The following is a 17,134-nucleotide window of genomic DNA, read 5'->3' as shown; positions in this document are numbered from 1 at the left end:
GTAGGTTTCAACAAAGCCTCACTCGAGCAACCCATGAACAAGTCCGTGTCGCCTGATGAACTCACAACCGACGAAGACGGGCCGCTCTACGCGCCCCGCAAGAAGGTATATCCGCAGAGCGTCTCGGGCCGATTCCGCTCGATCAAATGGCGGCTGATGGCCATTTGCCTCGGTGTCTACTATCTGCTGCCCTTCGTGCGCTGGCATCGCGGCCTCGGCGCGCCCGATCAGGCGGTCCTGATCGATTTTCCCAATCGCCGCTTCTATTTCTTCTTCATCGAGCTGTGGCCGCAGGAAGTGTACTACTTCACAGGCCTTCTGGTGCTGGCGGCATTCGCCTTGTTCCTGATGAATGCGCTCGGAGGCCGGATCTGGTGCGGCTATCTCTGCCCGCAGACGGTCTGGACGGATCTGTTCTATGCGGTAGAGCGGCTGGTCGAAGGCGACCGTCGCGCGCAGATGAAGGCCGACGCTGGCCCAATGACCGTAAAGCGCGCCGGTCGCCGTGCGTTGAAGCACGCAATTTGGCTGATGATCGCCTGGTGGACCGGTGGCGCCTGGGTGCTCTACTTCGCCGATGCGCCGACCCTGGTGCGCGACCTTGCGACCTTTCAGGCCCCAGTGATCGCCTATGTCTGGATCGCGATGCTGACCGCGTCGACCTACCTGCTGGCCGGCTACATGCGCGAGCAGGTCTGCGTCTATATGTGCCCGTGGCCGCGGATCCAGGCCGCACTGACCGACGAATGGGCGCTCAACGTCACCTATAAATACGATCGCGGCGAGCCGCGTTGCTCGGTGAAGAAGGCGTTCGACATTCGCTCGCTCGGTGAGAAGGCCGGCGACTGCATCGATTGCAACCAGTGCGTTGCCGTGTGCCCGACCGGGATCGATATTCGCGATGGCGCGCAGCTCGGCTGCATCCAGTGCGGCCTGTGCATCGATGCCTGTGATGCTGTCATGACCAAGGTCAGCCGCAAGACGGGCCTGATCGGATACGACAACGATATCAACGGTCAGCGGCGCGTTGCCGGGAAGCAGGAGATTTTCAAGCCCGTTCGAGCCCGTACTGTCGTCTACGCCAGCCTGATCACCGTGGTTTGCGCGGTCATGCTGTACGCGTTGATGTCGCGGACCCTGCTCGACGTCAACGTGCTGCACGACCGCAACCCGATCGCAGTGCGTCTCAGCGATGGCGCGATCCGCAATGGATACACGCTCCGCTTCCTCAACAAGCGCGGTTTTGATCGCGTGATCGCGATCGATGTCGATGGGCCAGCCGACGCGAAGCTGCACGTCATCGGTGCGGACTCCGTGACGCCAGACCGGCCGATGATCGTCCTTGGCCGCGACACCACTACCGAGCTTCGCGTGCTGGTGACGGCGGCGTTCAATGAAAAGGCGGAAAAGTCGGTGCCGGTCACATTTCGCGTCACTGATATCGGCCTCGGAGAAGTCGCCGCCGCGACCGACCACTTCGTCCTTCCATAACGATGGAATCCAGCCATGGCAGCCTCAAGCTCAGTCGCGCGACCCATCACGGGACGCTTCGTCCTGGTCACAACAATCGCGTTCTTCGCTGTCGTGATCAGCGTGAACATGGTCATGATGCGTCTTGCCATCACGACACTTCCGGGCACTGAGGTCGACAGCGCCTATAGCGCCGGCCTCGCCTATCAGCGCGAGATCGACGCGGCGAAACAGCAGAACGAGCGCGACTGGCAGGTGCATGCGCATATCGATCGGCGGTCTGATGGGACCGCCGCAATAGCACTCGAGGTGCGCGATCACGCCGGCGCACCCCTGACCGGATTGAGTTTCCTCGCTCGACTCGAACGGCCGATCGATCGTCGCGCCGATCGGGCGATCGAGATCGGAGAGGCGGGCGTTGGTACCTATCGCGGCCGCGCCGAGGGCGTCGCCGCGGGGCAGTGGGACCTGGTGATCGAGGGCAATGCGGATGGCCGCCGCATGTTCCTGTCGAAGAACCGAATCCTGCTGAACTGAGGGGAAATCTCATGCAGGCGGATATCGATTTCTCTCACTATCTGAAGAGCGCCGGCACCGGGCTCGTCCATCTCGATCTCGCAGTCGAGGGCATCAATTGCGCGGGGTGCATGGCCAAGATCGAGCGTAATCTGTCAACCATACCAGACGTCTCCTCGGCTCGCGTAAACCTGACCGACAGTCGCCTAGCGCTGGAATGGAAGGCGGGTGCAGTCGACCCGGCGTTGTTTGTAAGCCGACTCGCGGAACTCGGCTACAAGGCCTATCCGTTCGAGCGGAATGATGCCGAAACGCTGGAAGCGCAGCGAGCGCAAGGCCTGTTGCGCCGGCTGGGCGTCGCCGCCTTTGCGGCGATGAACGTGATGATGCTGTCCGTCCCCGTATGGTCCGGCAACATGTCCGACATGCTGCCGGAGCAGCGCGATTTCTTCCACTGGCTGTCCGCGCTGATCGTGCTGCCGGCCGCAGCCTATTCGGCGCAGCCCTTCTTCTCGTCGGCTTTGTCAGCCCTGCGAGCGCGCGGCGTCAACATGGACGTTCCGATCAGTATCGGCATCGTGCTCGCGCTGGCAACCTCGGTGATCGAGACGGTAAATCACGCCGAACATGCCTATTTCGATGCCGCGATCATGCTGATCGCGTTCCTGCTCGCCGGTCGGTACCTCGACCAGAACATGCGGCGGCGCACCCGCGCCTTTGCGGGCAACCTCGCGGCGCTGAAGGCGGAGACTGCGACTAAGTTTATTAGCCCAACCGAGATCAGAACGGTCCCGGCAGCCGCGATCCAGCCCGGCGACGTCGTGCTGCTGCGGCCCGGCGAACGCTGCGCGGTCGATGGCAACGTGATCGAGGGCCGCTCGGATGTCGATCAGAGCCTGATCACGGGCGAAACGTTGCCGGCGATGGCGACGCCTGGTAGCGCTATGTTCGCGGGCACACTGATCCGTTCCGGAACATTGCGCGTCCGTGTATCGGCCGCCTCGGGTGGTACGCTGCTGGATGAGATATCTCAGCTGCTCGATCGCGCGCTCCAGGCGCGCTCGCGCTATCTTCGACTGGCGGAGCGTGCATCAAGGCTCTATGCCCCGGTGGTGCACACCACCGCATTGATCACGATGCTGGGCTGGCTGGCATATGGCGCGAGCTTTCATGATTCGATCGTGACAGCGATTGCAGTCCTGATTATCACCTGTCCCTGCGCATTGGGGCTTGCCATTCCTGCCGTGCAGACCGTTGCATCCGGTGCGCTGTTTGGCTCTGGCGTGCTGCTCAACGCTGGCGACGCGATCGAGCGCATCGCCGAGATCGACCGGGTGATCTTCGACAAGACGGGCACGTTGACGCTACCCGAGCTTGATGTCGCCAATCTCGCGGACATCCCGGACGATGTCGTGAAGCTGGCTGGCCGTTTGGCACTCTCGAGCCGTCATCCGGTCGCCGCCGCGGTCGCGCGCAAGGCGGGTGCGGCCGCACCCCTGCCGGACATACAGGAAGAACCAGGCCAGGGCGTCTACGGCTTTTACGAAGGTTGTCCGATCCGGCTGGGCCGGCCGTCATTCTGCGGCGCGGACGACCTCGCCGACGAGCTTCTGTGCCGCGATCCCGAGGCGTCAGTCGTCGCATTCAGGTCTGGCGAGTGCAGATATGCCTTCGCGGTTCGGCAACGGCTGCGGCCGGACGCGGCCGAGGTGGTGGCAGGGCTGGTAAGCATGGGCATCGCCGTCGAGATCGTGTCTGGGGATCGCGAACCTGCGGTCCGGCTGGCAGCCGAGGTGCTCGGCGTGCATGAATGGCGCGCCGAGGTGTCTCCGGTCGACAAGATCGACCGGATCGACGAACTGGTGCGCCAAGGCTGCAAGGTACTGATGGTCGGCGACGGCCTGAACGATGCGCCAGCGCTGGCTGCCGCGCACGCCTCGATGTCGCCCGTTACGGCCACCCACATGAGCCAGGCGGTCGCCGATGCGGTCTTTCTCGGCGAACGTCTCGTGCCAGTGCTGACTGCGGTGAAGGTGTCTCGCAAGGCGCTGCGGTTAATGCGCCAAAATCTCTGGCTCGCCGTGATCTACAACCTACTGGCCGTGCCGATCGCGATCGCCGGCCTGGTTACTCCGCTGATCGCCGCGGCGGCGATGTCGGGCTCCTCGGTGATCGTGATGCTGAACGCGCTGCGGGCGCGAGCAAGGGAGATCGTCTGATGGAAATTCTGGTCTTTCTGGTGCCTCTGGCTCTCGCACTTGGCTTTGCCGGCCTGCTCGGCTTCCTCTGGTCACTCAAAAGCGGTCAGTACGACGATCTCGACGGTGCAGCCTGGCGCGCCATCGCCGACGATGAGCCCGCGAACGGTCAAGGCCGATCCAAATAATGAAAATAGACCAATGAAACACCCGCAGCGATGGTCATTGCCGTTGAGGCGAGCGCCAGCACCAATGTCCAATCAGGCCGCCGCGATTGCGGCACCCGAGACCGCAGGAGCAGGACCGAGACTAGCCGGTTGATAGCACCAAACCGCGCCATCGTCAGCAGCAGCACATTGGCAGCACGTCGGGCTGCCAATAGCGCCAGTGTGTCGCGGACACTGTGACGGGGTCGCATCGTGGTGGCATCGAACCATCCGTCGGCGTGCCGAATGCAGGGGAAGCCGAGCGGATGTCGATCATCGTCGATCACCGCGAGCTCGATCACGCGGTCAGACGGCGCCGACCCAATGTCGCGCCACCCCAACATGTCAATCGGCGTTCGACTGGGACCCCCTATCGGCATCCAAAAGGGACCCCTTTGATCGGCGTGCTCTGCTGGTAGCGCTCGGGTCGTCGGAGCTGGTCGGGGTTGCGGAGACGGCGCGAGCGCGGGTTGTTTGAACATCGTCGCGGCTTTTGAATCGCCAGCTGTCGTTGCCGGTCTCGACGATGTCGCAGTGATGGGTCAATCGGTCGAGTAGCGCGGTGGTCATTTTGGCATCACCGAACACACTGGGCCATTCGCCGAACGCAAGATTGGTGGTGACAATGATGGAGGTGCGCTCGTAGAGCCGGCTGATGAGATGGAACAGAAGCTGACCGCCGGATTGCGCGAACGGCAGATAGCCCAGCTCGTCGAGAACGATGAAGTCCATGCGGGTCAGATGCTCGGCGAGCCGTCCCTGCCGACCGTTGCGGGTCTCGGTCTCGAGCCGGTTGACGAGGTCGACGACGTTGTAGAAGCGTCCTCTGGCGCCATCGCGGATGCAACTTCTGGCGATGGCAATCGCCAGGTGGGTTTTGCCTGTACCGGTGCCGCCAACCAGCACGACGTTGCGTTGTTGGGCGATGAAGCCGCCGCCAGCGAGATCATTGACGAGAGTCTGATTGATCGGCGTGCCGTCGAACTGGAAGTCGGCGATGTCCTTGGCGAGCGGCAGCTTTGCAATGGTGAGCTGGTATTTGATCGACCTGGCTTGCTTCTCGTTGATCTCGGCGTTGAGCAGGTCGCCGACAATGCGTTGAGGCTCGTGCTGGCGCTTGACGGCAGTTGCCATGATCTCGTCGAAGGCAGCCTTCATGCCGTAGAGCTTAAGTTCGCCCATGAGGTCGAAGATTTGGGTTCGTTCCATCAGATGGTCCTCCGGAGGTTGTCGTAGCGGGCACAATCGGCGATCGGTGCATGACGGAGCGTCAGTGCGGCCGGCGTCATGATGTTGGCCGGTGGGGCGGGTTCACGTTGACGGGCCAGGATATTGAGAACGACATCGGCGGAATGGACGCTGTGACTGAGCGCTTCGGCACAAGCCGCTTCCACCGCGGACAGACCGTCAGTCAGCACCGCGGTGAGGATGTCGACCATCTGCCGATTGCCATCGTCGGTGCTGGCCAGCTTGCGCCGGATCCGCTCGATCGCGGCCGGCAGCACCCAGTCTTTGAAGGGAGCACCGTTGCGCAAGGCGCCGGGTTTGCGGGCGAGCACCGGCACATAATGCCAGGGGTCGTAGACGGTATCGCCGCGGCCAAAGGATCGCGGGTGCTCGGCAACGATACGTCCATCCTGACGGATCACGATGCGATCGGCATAGGCTTGAACCTCGACCGGTCGTCCGACTGCACTGGCTGCGACCGAGTACTTGTTGTTGTCGAAGCGCACCAGGCAGGTCTTCGAGACCGATGCTGTCACCGCATGGAAGCCGTCGAAGCGGCCGGCATAGGGAACGAGTTTGGGGCGTTCGGCTTCGAACACGTCCCAGATCGTCTGATCGACCAGCTCCGGATGGCGATGAGCCTTGGCGTAGGCGATGCACTTGTCGAGCAGCCAGGCGTTTAACTCGTCGAGGTTTTTGAACCGCAGCCGCGGCGTGAAGAAGCGCTCCCGGACCAGCCCGACCTGGTTCTCGACCTGCCCCTTCTCCCAGCCCGACGCTGGCGTACAGGCGACCGGATCGACCAGATAGTGGCTGCACATCTGCAGGAAGCGGCGATTGTAGAGACGGCCTTTACCGACAAAGATCGTCTCCACCGCGGTCTTCATGTTGTCGTAGATGCCGCGGGTGCAGGTGCCTTTGAACAGGGCGAATGCCCGGTCGTGGGCGTCGAACACCATCTCCTGCGTCTCCCGCGGATAGGCCCGCACGAACAGCATGCGACTGTGACAGAGCCGAACATGAGCAGCCTTCACCATCACCGTGGTGCCGCTCAGCAGGACCACCTCGTGGCTCCAGTCGAACTGGTAGGCTTCGCCTGGTGCAAAGCTCAGCGGCACATAAGCCGACGCTGTCGAGGTGCCGCGTTCCTTGGTCCACCGTCGGGCGTATCGACGAACCGCATCATAGCCGCCGGCATAACCCAGGCCGCGGAGTTCCTCGAATAGCCGGATCAGCGTCAGCCGTTCCCGCGCCGCCTTGCTCTCATTCCCTGCCAGCAACCGATCAAGCTCGGCACTCCAGGCACCCATCTTCGGGAGCGGCTGCGTCTCGCGCTCGTACCGGAACTCCGTCGCTTGAGAACGAATGACCTTGCGAACCACCTTCCGCGATACGCCAAGTTCTCGGCAGATCGCCTTGATCGGACGACCATCAACAAAGTAGGCGCGACGGATCTTACCAATCGTCTCCACCACCAGCATCCCAACCTCGGCTTCCATGACTCGATGGAAGCCACTGTGGACCCTTATCCCGGGGTCCCGATTGGATGCCGATCACCCCGAAACGGGGTCCTTATTCCATGCCGAAACACATTCAACCCGAAGGTCGCATCGAAATGCTTCGCGGTGATCTCGCCCAGCGGGACGGCTTCGCCGATGCCGGCGCTCGCATACAGGACGTCGATCTTTCCCTTTTCCCGCTTGACCGCGTCGATCAGTCGATCGAGGTCGTCGAGATTGGCCGCGTCGCCGCGCACACCTGTCACGTTACGGCCGATCGACCTGACGGCCTCGTCGAGCGCTTCCTGCCTTCGGCCCGTGATGAAGACGTAGGCGCCTTCCTCGACGAACCGCTTGGCGCTCGCCAGCGCCATGCCGCTCGATCCGCCAGTGATGACTGCAACCTTGTTGTCCAGCTTTCCCATGAGATCTTCCTTCAGACTTTGCTTTTGATGGCTCGGGGGCGTTCCCGCGATCTCGTCGAAATGGGCCTGGCGAGGTCCGGCTGTGAGTGCGCAAGCGCGCACATCGCTGGTGCGAAATTGAACCGCTTGGGAGGCCGGGGCTCCAGTGTGAACTTTGGGGCGTCCGGCCGTCCGAAATTGGCTTATTTGCACGTCAAGCCTTCTAAATCGCCTATTTGTCGTCGTCCTATGTGCTACACGGATATTCAGAGTAGGCACGAACCGGTGCCGGATTGCACCATGATCGACTGGGACGACGTTCGCTATTTTCTCGCTGTCGCGCGCGGAGGCTCGGTAAGGGCAGCCGCCGAACGCGTCGGCGTGAATCATGCGACCGTGCTGCGGCGCGTCGCCCAACTGGAAGAACGTCTCGGGGCGCAGATGTTCGAGAAGTTGCCTTCAGGCTACCGCATCACGGGGGCGGGGGAGGAGGTTCTCGAGCTCGCGGAGCAGATGGAGGCATCGTCGCTCCAGTTGGAAACGCGCGTGTTCGGCCGCGACCAAAGCGTACGCGGACGTCTGCGGGTGACGCTGGCTCCGCCCCTTTCGACGCATCTGCTCATGCCTGACTTCGCCGAGTTCGCGCGACTACATCCCGACATCGAGATGGAGATCCTGTCGTCCGGCGAGCTGGCCAATCTGACCAACAGGGAAGCCGACGTCGCGATCCGCGTGGTCTACGACCGCAAGACCCTGCCGCTCAATCTTCATGGCCTGAAGGGCGCGGAAGTGTTCGGGGGCGTCTACATGTCCCGCGACAGACTTGCCACAACGCGTGCTGGTGCGTCGGATCCCGTCCGGTGGATCGTCATCAGCATGCATGGAATTCCGGACTGGGCCGGTGCGGGCGAGCTCCGCACCACGCAGGTTCCGTTCAGGGTAACCGACGCCGACGGTCAGATCGCCGCCGTGCGGCAAGGGCTCGGAATCACGACGCTACCGTGCTTCGTCGGAGATGCCGACCCTCTACTGACCAGAGTGCCTGGCAGCGACCTCCACATGTACGGCACGCTTTGGCTGCTCACGCAGGGTGAGACCCGCAAGACCAAGCGCGTTCGGCTCTTCACCGAGTTCATAGCCGACAGGCTCGCCGCCCATGCTCCGCTTCTGACGGGTCAAAGAAAGTCGAGTCCGCGGACCAAGCCTTGAAGCTGCTGTGGTCGCTACAGGGCGAAGCGCTTGGTTGGAAGGTCGGCCTAGTTCGAATCTTTTCGATCTAGGCGAGCCAGCAGCCGTTCAAGGGCCGTCCGGACCGTGCGGCAATAACCATCGTCCGCGAGTGCGACCGGCTTGCCGCGAAGATCCGGATTGTCCCGCTGCTCGACGGACGCATCGAAGGCGTCCATGTCGACGTGGATGATCTTGCGTTGGCGGCGCGGAGAACTGAAGGACGCCGACACGGCCCGGAAGGTCGCTGCCGTCACCGGAAGCTGACCAGCAGAAGCAGGGAGCGTTACCTGATGCGAGCCAGCTCAACGGTCTGAGCGCAGCCTTTGCCGGCTTTATCCAGAGCGTGGTGGAGGAGTTAGATAAAGGAAAGTCGCAAACCGCGACGGGCGCTGACGCTCAGCAGGTGCAGAACGCTGCTGCCCAGGCGCCGAGCATTGGGGCAGGCGATGGCCTTGATGAATCGACGGGGTCGGTCGACGACAGCCTCAAGGGGCTGGCATCGGCCGTCGACGCCGCATCGAGCAGCATCCGAGGTGCCGCCGAAGCAGGAGAGCAGCCTACATACGCGGCCACCGGCGGCCTGATTACGGGGCCGGGCTCGACGACCTCGGATAGTATCCCGGCGATGCTTTCCAACAAAGAGTTCGTAGTCAACGCGGCGTCTGCAGAGAAGAACATAGGGCTTCTGCACGCGATCAATAGCGGCAGGGACTTTCTTCATTTCGCAGTCGGCGGTCCTGTCGGTCTTATGGGTCACATCGGAATGCCGTCAATAAGCGCGACGCCTGTCGCGTCCTCGTCCTCTGGAGGTACCGGTCAGCATTTGGGCACCGTCGACCTCCGAACCAACTACGGTGACTTCAAGGTCGCAACCGAGCACGACACCATGCGTCATCTCAGCTGTGCGGCTCAGAAAGCCAAGAGGTACTCGACCGGGACCAAGCCTAGTTGGTACGGAGGCACGAAGTGATCGACCGCGAGCAATTCCTTGAGGACTGGCGGCTACTAGGAGCGCGCGTTTACATTCTGAAGTCGCTCAGCCTGGCGGATCCGCGCGGCATTGCCGAGGCGTTCTTAGCCGAACGCGAACGCAGCGGCTCGAAGGGCCAAGAAGCTACGACGATCGACGAAATCCAGCAGGTCGCCGAAGCCATAAAGGCTGCCGCGGATCTCGTGCGGGATGCTGACAAGCTGGTGCGCGATCTCGCGGACTGGTGTGACACTGCGCAGGCTCAACGGAAGCAGGAAGCGCTGAATTCGTTGCAGGCGCCGGGAATGCATGATCAGGCAACTGCGGCGTCATCCTATCAGCTCGTATTCAAACGCTACGCCTTCCGGATCGTTCTTCTCGAACCAGGCTTCCGCTGCCTCGATCGTTGCAAAGACCCTCACATGGTCAAGATCGCCGACCTGCTTGCTAGTATCGATATAGATCAAGACTGTTTTCATCGCATCAGCCTGAACAGTTCGAGGACTTCGGTGACACGCGGGTCTGCCGTTAGCGTGCTTTGATTTTATGGGGCGAAGCAAGCCTTGATCCAAATCAAGGGGCGCACCGGCTGTTGGTTACAGGGTTTACAGCATGAAATGGGACGCGGTGACGATAATCGGCTGCGTCACAATCGCGCTTGGCGTGCTCATCCTGATTGTCATCTTCTTGCTGTAGCCGAGTTGGCACAGATTGCACTATGCGCCTGACCAACTACCTGCGTAGTGTGGTTCCTTGGTCCACTGGGCAAGGAAATTGCGCTATGACCGTCAAAGTATCACTCATGATTGGCTATCGCCGCATCTGCGCAAAAGCATCCTCCGGCCCCAACTGGACTTACGACACCGGGCTTGTGCTTTTGGGATTTGTGCCGGTCACCATTTTCGGCGTCGCCATGCTGCTGCTGTAAGGCGGCCGTTCACGCGAGTAGGTCTTTCCCAGCTTGCCTCATCCTCACGAATGTCCCGCTCTCATGGTACTCGAGCCAGCCCTTGCCGATCGCATGCTGATACTCGGCCGGCGTGAGAGCGGCATCCGTAGCTACTGAGGCTGTTGGGTGCCGACAGACCACCAACTATAAATTTCCGATGCCTGCGAATGAAAGAGGCCGCCAAGTGAGCGCGGCCCTACTCTTCTTCCGGGTGGAGAGCGTTCCTTTCGTCCTCGTATCGCTTCAATAGAAGCCCGAGGCGCTCCAGTGTCAGCGGGTCCAAGGCGGGTTGGGATAGCCTCCTCACATGTGCGATCTTCTCGTCAAGTTCGTCGCACTTATCACACATGGCCTCGCCGCTGAGGTTTGAGGAACGCGGCCGTCAACTAACACGGGGCGCGAACTCAGCCGGAAACGCCCTTGGCGAAGTCGATTACCTCACCCCAGTCCAATAGCTTATCCACCAGCCGACCTTCCCGCCGTCAGACGGGTCTGATCTTCTCTTTGAGCTTGCGGTTTATCAGCATTTCAGCCCGCCGCTTTGCCAACTCGGGCAGCCTCGTACGCACCGTGCCGTGGACCGTTTCATCGTTAAGCTTGATGACGATGTGGAATTGATCGTCGTATTGCCGGGCCACGCTGAACGTGACGCCTCTGTGTGTATGCGTAGTGGGCATGCGGCTGATTTAGCAAATCGACGCCGGGCGCCAACACCGGGAAGGTACGGGCAATCGTCCCACTCTGGGGATGGGAATATGCGCAGGGGGCTAGTCGTCCCAAGTTCGCTGGCCGCATGCCCTGCACTCGAACATCCGAACTGGCTTGCCGGTGCGAATGTTTAGCATGGCCCGGACCAAATCCTGAGGGTTCCCGCACCGACAGGCCCTTACCGGCTCATTTTCTATGTCTTGGATCTTCGGCCCGATTGCACCCATGTACCTCCCCCTCCAGCGAGGCGAGGACTTAAGTGACAAAGTGAACACTTGTTCCTCGGACATAGGGCAGAATGCCAACAAAGCATGGAACGTTTTGCTGGAGTGCGCGTGTTGCGCGTTCCTACCGCTCTCCCAACCACCAAGTCGACGGAGGGTTCATGGCGGAAATCTTGCTTGTGCGGAGCGCTACCAAGTGGCTGCGCTTGAACGGGTATCCCTGCTGGCGCGAGCAGCCCTTGCAGCGCATGTATCGCTCGAGCTCATGGACAGGCGTCCACTTCGGCCGCCGGACGATGTCGAGCGCGACCGTCTGATGGGTCTCGCAGCCGAGGCACTTCACCTCAAGGTACCGATAGCCGGCGTTGAGGGCGTCGCCGAGAGCCGGGGAGGGCTGGGCCGGTCCCTGGAAGGCGAGCATGCGGGCGTTCCACGCCTGGCAGGCCACGGCGTCGGCCTCTAGCCGGGCTTCCTTGGCTCGCTCGGCGAGGTGCCTGACCGTTGCGCCGAACATGTATTCGGGAGACTTGGATCCCATCTCCCATGATCGCGCCGACCCGCGAGGGTGGGAAGCCGCTAGAGCTATCGGGCAGCCTGCACTCGCCTACAACGAGTTGGTCAATGGGTGCCGGCTATGACGGTGGGGCGGAGGAACAGGTCCATCGGCGATCCGACCCACCCAAAGAATGGCCCCAGCGAGGGGGTTTCGCCGAGGCCAGGAAAGGACCATTAATGAAGCAAGACCATTATGTATTTCGGCTCGGAAGCTCGCATTAACATACGAAGGTCAGCCAGCTTGGCCTATTTCGGCGCTGCCCAAGTTGGCCGTGCTCAACAAGAGATGGGTCAAGGCGTGGATTCAAACGCTATTATGCGGCTGCATCGACGCTCGCAATGACACTGCGCATATCGCAGGCTAGCTGGCGGTAGCGTGCCCCCAGGCGCAGGTAAAGGGCTCTTCTGCTTCCATCCGCCTCCCGGCTAGCGATCAAATCGCATTCCACGGCCAGAATCTCAAATCGTTCCAGCTTGGCAGGCAGAGCAGTCATAGCGGTCCCCTGAACGCTTACTGAAGGACCAATCACGCTACACCCTTGGAGTGGTTCTCGATGAACATCGTTATCGAGCAGAACTATTTTTATTATCGGGACAGGACCGACTCCCTTCATAAACTTCGGCATCTCGATCGTGAAGCGCTCTTCGGAGAGGCGCCGTTCGATGAAGTGAGTCTCGACGTCGCTAAGTTTGGTGCGCAGCAACCCTTGGTAACGCTCTATGTTTTGCTCGTGCATCCGCAGCATCGCAATGGTTCGCTCTTCCATGTACGCCCCCTGTACTTTCGGAGGTGCCTTCGTCGGTACCGTTAGCAATTACATGCAAGAATCTTCGCCACGATGACGGTCACTTCGCCGCAACCGTCAAATTTGGAGTGTGCTTTTACGCCACTGTAGCCCAGCAGCCTACGCTAGGACTCGGCAATTCCAGTGCAGCTTGTGCCAATTGTCACCCGCATGATCACGGGGCGTCAATTCGTCGGAGAGACGAGCATCGGGAAAAAGAGGCAATTCCTTTGACCCTAAGGAACCGAGCGTGCAATCTTGGAGCATCGGGTCACGCCCCGACAGCATAGGAACAACTGGCTTCAGCACCGGCGCGTAAGCCCCAGGGTGCTGGGGTCTTTTCTTTTGGGCGCCCGCGCGGAAGCTCCCCTTTTCATTTCGGGTGAACAGGTCTTTTGCCGGCCTGCTGCACGGACGTCCTGCTCTCATGGTGTCCACCGCGTCGTCGCCAACGCTCTCGCTCAGCTTTCAGACAACGGCACCTTCGGAGTAGCCCGCCAGCGCAGTACAAATTGCCACTTTTTCCCAATACAGTGAATTGCGCTCCTCCGCACAGGGGCGCTCCACGAAGCGGCCTCGGTGCGCTCCCCCAAGCTCTGCCGGGGCCGTTTCGATTCGGCGCGGATCATGAACAAACAACCGATACCAATCGGTGAACAGATCATCACCGTCGTCTTGCTGGTGATCTTCGCGCTAGTGATTTGGTACGGCGCCATGATCAGACTGGGCCGACGCGGGGAGCTAGCTTTCGATCCTGAGCGAAGAAGAACTAAAGGCGGCGATCATTTTCGGTTTCTGTCGCGACGCACCTTCTGAAATTCCTCAGGACCTTTGATCAGCCTGCGCTTGCGGTTGGCTTGATCGTCTGGGCTGGCCACAGGGTCAGCCACCTTGTCGATTGCTTTGCTCGCCAGTTCGCGGGCGCGCTGCTTTGGGTCGCCGCGGTCTTGCTGCTCCTTGCGCTCATCGGGGAGGGCCATGGTCGGTACGGTCAACCCGATCTCGACCAGCCGGCGGATGGCTTCAGAACGGCCGGGGTCGTCACTTTGCTGCGTGGCCCATGCCTCGACGGCGGCAATCAGCGCCGGTGGCATGCGCGTGCTTACGAGAGGGTCCTTGCCCGTGGCGGGTCGCCCCCGTTTTTTAGGTATGACCTTTTTGGTTGACGATTTCATATTTAGGTCATACCCTAAATTTGCTTGAAAACCAAGCGGCCCGCCGCGCTGCGCGAACAGCAAGACGGGCCTGGCCCAAACTATGAAGTAAGTCATGGCTCAGGTTGATTCTGAGAATAGCATAGCTGTGCCCGCCGCTGCGGGGTCCGCTGGCGAGCTCTATTTCCGCACCGACATTTCCCCGGAGACGGTCTTCGTCGCCATAGGGCAGCTCCGCAAAGAGGCCCCGGACGAGATAGACTGGCTGGTCCGGTTTCTCGACAAGACCGACGACTACGTATGCCGCGAGCTCGAGGCTGACGGCGATGCGGAGCCATCTCTCGGCACCCAAGAGGCATTCCCTGGACAGGGCCGGGGAGGCGGGGGCGACGATCGCGAGCCAGATCTCGGCACCTTCGACCGCATGATCAACCAGAGGCATTCTTCGCGGCAGCGCATCGGCGAGGAGCGGGTTGAAATCGACGCCGAGCAAGATGCTGCCGACCAAGAACCTAGCCTTGGCAGCCTGGACCACAACCATACCCAAGAGCGATGGGCCGCGGGCTGTCGCGGCGATCTGGAGCTAGACCCCGCCGAATCCGGTATCGGCGACCATGGTGGGCTGCACGAACAGGCCGGCACCCAAGATTGGCAAATGGGGAGCATGGGCTAATGAAAACCATGACCCGAAGGCTAGGTTTGCAGATCATGGCGGGGGCTGCAGCGGCTCCGGCTGCGGCATCAATCGCGCCGTTGGCAAATCCCGACGCCGAGCTGATTGAGCTGGGGCGCCAGTTCGTCGAGCTGTCTCGGCTTCGTGATGCGGCCAGCGAAGAGACCATCCGGCGGCTCGAAATGGCCCGCTTGTCATACCCGTCCGGGACCTATCGCGACGCCATTCTACGCGGCATCGAGGCGCGGGAAGCATACGAAACCGCTTGCACTGATGCTGATCAGCGGTCGGCTACGCAGATGCGGAGGATGCGTTTGAGGCCGCCATGGATCAGATGCGAGCAACCTTCGCTCGACTGATTACGATCGCCCCACGACTATCGAGGGCATGCGGGCGATAGCCTCAGCGGCCCTCCATTTCGAATGGGACGGCAACAACGTCGAGTACGCCGAGGGGGCCGTCGAGGGCGCGTTCCTCGCTGTGTTGGTCGCCGGCCTGCTTGACAAGCCGCTTCCGGATTGTCCGCCGGACTGGGCGGCGGCCTGGATCTGATGAAAAAAGTACGCCGCCGGTTTTCAGAAATACGCGCCCGCCGGCGTTTTCTTCTGCCGCTTAGTGGCGATGGTGACCCCAACCATAGTGGTGGCCGCGGCCCCAGCCGTAGTGATGCCCGCGACCGCCGTGATGGCCCCACCCGTGGCCGCCGTGGCCATGACCGCCGCCCTTGACCTGGATGACAGCATCGGTGCCGCCGAGAGCATTCGGCGTTGCGGCGGGCAGCGCCGATGCAGTTCCGACCGATGCAAGGCTGGCGAGTGCAGCAAGTCCAACAAGTGCAGATTTGAGCTTCATGGTTTTCCTCCTGGGGGCATATTCCGAATGCCACACAGAGTAGGAAGCTCAATGTGAACGAGGGATGAGCAAACTTCATCGTTACTCTGATCGGCGGACAACGACCGCCCCTGATCCGGTCGAAAAAGTACGCCGCCCGGTCTCAGAAATACGCGCCCGGCGGCGGCCCCAACACCCGGGAAGGGCGCTGCGGCCGTGAAGGCTCCATAACGAACTGGCGAACCAACCTGTGGAATTGCCACTTATTCCCGGAAGCGCAGGAACGAGTGGACGATGCCGGGCGTAGTGTGTTTGCTCTCGGGCTATCAGGTCCCCACACCCCCAGGCTGGGAGCCCAGAGGTGGCGACCCCGACCCCGCTCACACACACGCGCCGGGGTCGTTCTCATTGTTGCATTCGGACTATTGCTATGCAGGCCTTCGCGAAATGCGCAGGCCGTTAATAATGGCGCAGGTGTTTAGGAAAGATGCAGGCTGTCAAATACAGCGCAGGTGGTTTCCTTTAAGTTCTCCGGATTTAAGCGGCTGGTTTCCGGCTTGCGATGTCCAGCGCTAACGCTAGGCTGGGCGCCTTATTTCAATTGGAGAGACGCCGTGGCTACAGGTACTGTTAAATGGTTTAATCCCACGAAGGGGTACGGGTTCATTCAGCCCGACAACGGTGGCAAAGACGTATTCGTGCACATCTCGGCGGTCGAAAAGGCCGGTCTGAGCAGCCTCAATGAGGGTGCAAAGGTCAGTTACGAAGAGCGGGAAAATCGAGGCGAGACTTCCGCCGAGAACCTGCGGGTAGGTTGACCGGACTGTCAGGAACAAGTGGCAATGCAGGGAGTCATGCGTGTTGGCTCCCGCGATCTGGTGCCCCCCGACCGGGAGTTGAGAGTGGCGACCTTGGCGCTCCCCGCAGCCAGGGTCGCTTTTCATTTGCTGGCCCGCCGGTTCACGCCCGGCTGGCTTTGCTTTGCCGTCAATCCGGCCCATGCCGCGGTTCGCGTTAGCTCGTCGAGCTCTTCTTTTGTGAGATGCGTCGGGGTCGAATAGTCCAACGCAACTAGTCGGCCATTCTTTAGTCGCCCCCAATCAGATGCTTTGTAATCGAATGGCGCGCCGTCTTCGCCGGGCTTATAATCCCAATCGGGGAAATCATCGCGATCGAGCAAATCTCCATGATCAGCCTCGGCCAGCAGATTCGCCGCAGCCATCACTAACAACCAGCCGCCGCCGGAGCACCAGCGCACGGGGCAAAGCATTTCTCGACGTCGTTCATCGACTGCGGCGAACAACTTGGCTTCGTATAAATTGCACCGACGGCCACGCGCGTCGCGGGCGACCTTCAATGCCCAAGCCCCGACTACCAGAACAAGCCGCGTCGTTCCTTTTCCGGAGAAGGTGATCATCAAAGGAGAATAATCGAAACCAGGCCGCGACCATGAACGTCTGTTGATCCCAGCCGCGAAAGTCCACTGCCTTGGCGATCAGCAACGAGAACAAATCCAGAAGCGGCCGTGTACGATC

At 61.2% G+C, this 17,134-nt stretch carries 21 protein-coding genes and 2 pseudogenes; 12 read left to right on the top strand and 11 right to left on the bottom strand.

The genetic code is table 11. From position 1 onward, the window contains the following. The first annotated feature begins 33 nt into the window (after positions 1 to 33). From ccoG to ccoS, 4 genes are read left to right on the top strand one after another with little or no spacing between them, the layout of a single operon-like run. Positions 34 to 1,491, top strand: a complete 1,458-nt coding sequence (ccoG, locus tag ACVIGA_RS08440; RefSeq protein ID WP_456670764.1) for a cytochrome c oxidase accessory protein CcoG — start codon at positions 34 to 36, stop codon at positions 1,489 to 1,491. A gap of 15 nt (positions 1,492 to 1,506) precedes the next feature. Further along, entirely contained in the window at positions 1,507 to 2,007 is a 501-nt protein-coding gene (locus ACVIGA_RS08435; protein ID WP_456666014.1) for a FixH family protein, read from the top strand. A gap of 11 nt (positions 2,008 to 2,018) precedes the next feature. Then, complete coding sequence (locus ACVIGA_RS08430) at positions 2,019 to 4,205, top strand: heavy metal translocating P-type ATPase (protein WP_456666013.1); 2,187 nt, start codon at positions 2,019 to 2,021, stop codon at positions 4,203 to 4,205. Continuing rightward, the gene (gene ccoS, locus ACVIGA_RS08425; RefSeq protein WP_165128271.1) at positions 4,205 to 4,372 is read left to right on the top strand and encodes a cbb3-type cytochrome oxidase assembly protein CcoS; all 168 of its coding nucleotides are present in this window, start codon (positions 4,205 to 4,207) and stop codon (positions 4,370 to 4,372) included. Before ACVIGA_RS08430 ends, ccoS begins: the two co-directional genes overlap by 1 nt. On the opposite strand, the gene ACVIGA_RS08420 is transcribed toward ccoS, so the two are convergent. From ACVIGA_RS08420 to ACVIGA_RS08405, 4 genes and pseudogenes are all read right to left on the bottom strand, one after another. Continuing rightward, positions 4,354 to 4,692, bottom strand: a complete 339-nt coding sequence (locus ACVIGA_RS08420; RefSeq protein ID WP_456666012.1) for a hypothetical protein — start codon at positions 4,690 to 4,692, stop codon at positions 4,354 to 4,356. The genes ccoS and ACVIGA_RS08420 overlap by 19 nt on opposite strands. Positions 4,693 to 4,735: 43 nt before the next feature. Continuing rightward, the gene (gene istB / locus ACVIGA_RS08415; RefSeq protein WP_166107168.1) at positions 4,736 to 5,599 is read right to left on the bottom strand and encodes an IS21-like element helper ATPase IstB; all 864 of its coding nucleotides are present in this window, start codon (positions 5,597 to 5,599) and stop codon (positions 4,736 to 4,738) included. Continuing rightward, on the bottom strand, positions 5,599 to 7,098 hold the full coding sequence (istA, locus tag ACVIGA_RS08410) for an IS21 family transposase (RefSeq protein ID WP_166309211.1): 1,500 nt from the start codon (positions 7,096 to 7,098) through the stop codon (positions 5,599 to 5,601). Before istA ends, istB begins: the two co-directional genes overlap by 1 nt. A 110-nt stretch (positions 7,099 to 7,208) precedes the next feature. Continuing rightward, positions 7,209 to 7,541, bottom strand: a pseudogene (locus ACVIGA_RS08405) (SDR family NAD(P)-dependent oxidoreductase); the annotation flags it as partial. A 279-nt stretch (positions 7,542 to 7,820) separates the two neighbouring features. Here ACVIGA_RS08405 and ACVIGA_RS08400 point away from each other — a divergent pair. Next, the gene (locus tag ACVIGA_RS08400) at positions 7,821 to 8,729 is read left to right on the top strand and encodes a LysR family transcriptional regulator (RefSeq protein ID WP_456666011.1); all 909 of its coding nucleotides are present in this window, start codon (positions 7,821 to 7,823) and stop codon (positions 8,727 to 8,729) included. A 128-nt stretch (positions 8,730 to 8,857) separates the two neighbouring features. Here the strand turns inward: ACVIGA_RS08400 and ACVIGA_RS08395 are convergent. Continuing rightward, positions 8,858 to 8,926: pseudogene (locus ACVIGA_RS08395) on the bottom strand (Y-family DNA polymerase); the annotation flags it as partial. A gap of 227 nt (positions 8,927 to 9,153) precedes the next feature. On the opposite strand from ACVIGA_RS08395, the gene ACVIGA_RS08390 reads away from it, so the two are divergent. From ACVIGA_RS08390 to ACVIGA_RS08380, 3 genes are all read left to right on the top strand, one after another. Then, positions 9,154 to 9,720 (top strand): hypothetical protein, encoded by a 567-nt coding sequence (locus ACVIGA_RS08390; RefSeq protein WP_456666010.1) that lies wholly within the window; start codon positions 9,154 to 9,156, stop codon positions 9,718 to 9,720. Then, entirely contained in the window at positions 9,717 to 10,262 is a 546-nt protein-coding gene (locus tag ACVIGA_RS08385; protein ID WP_456666009.1) for a hypothetical protein, read from the top strand. The genes ACVIGA_RS08390 and ACVIGA_RS08385 overlap by 4 nt, the downstream gene beginning before the upstream one ends. A gap of 239 nt (positions 10,263 to 10,501) precedes the next feature. Then, entirely contained in the window at positions 10,502 to 10,648 is a 147-nt protein-coding gene (locus ACVIGA_RS08380) for a hypothetical protein (protein ID WP_456666008.1), read from the top strand. Positions 10,649 to 11,151: 503 nt separating this feature from the next. Here the strand turns inward: ACVIGA_RS08380 and ACVIGA_RS08375 are convergent. The 4 genes from ACVIGA_RS08375 to ACVIGA_RS08360 form a co-directional block, all read right to left on the bottom strand. Beyond that, positions 11,152 to 11,307, bottom strand: a complete 156-nt coding sequence (locus ACVIGA_RS08375; protein ID WP_456666007.1) for a hypothetical protein — start codon at positions 11,305 to 11,307, stop codon at positions 11,152 to 11,154. Positions 11,308 to 11,725: 418 nt separating this feature from the next. After that, positions 11,726 to 12,139 (bottom strand): hypothetical protein, encoded by a 414-nt coding sequence (locus ACVIGA_RS08370; protein ID WP_456666006.1) that lies wholly within the window; start codon positions 12,137 to 12,139, stop codon positions 11,726 to 11,728. Between the two features lie 331 nt (positions 12,140 to 12,470). Beyond that, the gene (locus ACVIGA_RS08365; RefSeq protein ID WP_456666005.1) at positions 12,471 to 12,923 is read right to left on the bottom strand and encodes a hypothetical protein; all 453 of its coding nucleotides are present in this window, start codon (positions 12,921 to 12,923) and stop codon (positions 12,471 to 12,473) included. A gap of 800 nt (positions 12,924 to 13,723) precedes the next feature. Next, positions 13,724 to 14,179 (bottom strand): hypothetical protein, encoded by a 456-nt coding sequence (locus tag ACVIGA_RS08360; protein ID WP_456666004.1) that lies wholly within the window; start codon positions 14,177 to 14,179, stop codon positions 13,724 to 13,726. A 31-nt stretch (positions 14,180 to 14,210) separates the two neighbouring features. Here ACVIGA_RS08360 and ACVIGA_RS08355 point away from each other — a divergent pair, with 31 nt between their 5' ends. From ACVIGA_RS08355 to ACVIGA_RS08345, 3 genes are read left to right on the top strand one after another with little or no spacing between them, the layout of a single operon-like run. Beyond that, positions 14,211 to 14,768 carry a hypothetical protein gene (locus ACVIGA_RS08355; protein WP_456666003.1) on the top strand — a complete coding sequence of 186 codons (558 nt, stop codon included), beginning with the start codon at positions 14,211 to 14,213 and terminating at the stop codon, positions 14,766 to 14,768. Continuing rightward, positions 14,768 to 15,127: a hypothetical protein gene (locus tag ACVIGA_RS08350; RefSeq protein WP_456666002.1), complete on the top strand. Its 360-nt coding sequence runs from the start codon at positions 14,768 to 14,770 to the stop codon at positions 15,125 to 15,127. The genes ACVIGA_RS08355 and ACVIGA_RS08350 overlap by 1 nt, the downstream gene beginning before the upstream one ends. 28 nt (positions 15,128 to 15,155) lie before the next feature. Further along, the gene (locus ACVIGA_RS08345; RefSeq protein WP_456666001.1) at positions 15,156 to 15,320 is read left to right on the top strand and encodes a hypothetical protein; all 165 of its coding nucleotides are present in this window, start codon (positions 15,156 to 15,158) and stop codon (positions 15,318 to 15,320) included. Positions 15,321 to 15,380: 60 nt separating this feature from the next. On the opposite strand, the gene ACVIGA_RS08340 is transcribed toward ACVIGA_RS08345, so the two are convergent. Continuing rightward, positions 15,381 to 15,620: a hypothetical protein gene (locus ACVIGA_RS08340; RefSeq protein WP_456666000.1), complete on the bottom strand. Its 240-nt coding sequence runs from the start codon at positions 15,618 to 15,620 to the stop codon at positions 15,381 to 15,383. Between the two features lie 593 nt (positions 15,621 to 16,213). On the opposite strand from ACVIGA_RS08340, the gene ACVIGA_RS08335 reads away from it, so the two are divergent. Then, a complete protein-coding gene (locus ACVIGA_RS08335) occupies positions 16,214 to 16,417 on the top strand; it encodes a cold-shock protein (RefSeq protein ID WP_456665999.1) in 204 nt (67 codons plus the stop codon). A 122-nt stretch (positions 16,418 to 16,539) separates the two neighbouring features. Here the strand turns inward: ACVIGA_RS08335 and ACVIGA_RS08330 are convergent, their stop codons facing one another. Continuing rightward, entirely contained in the window at positions 16,540 to 17,016 is a 477-nt protein-coding gene (locus tag ACVIGA_RS08330; protein ID WP_456665998.1) for a hypothetical protein, read from the bottom strand. Positions 17,017 to 17,134: the final 118 nt, after the last annotated feature.

It is taken from the genome of Bradyrhizobium sp. USDA 3240, assembly GCF_054063295.1.
This window is presented reverse-complemented; position numbering and strand designations above follow the sequence as displayed.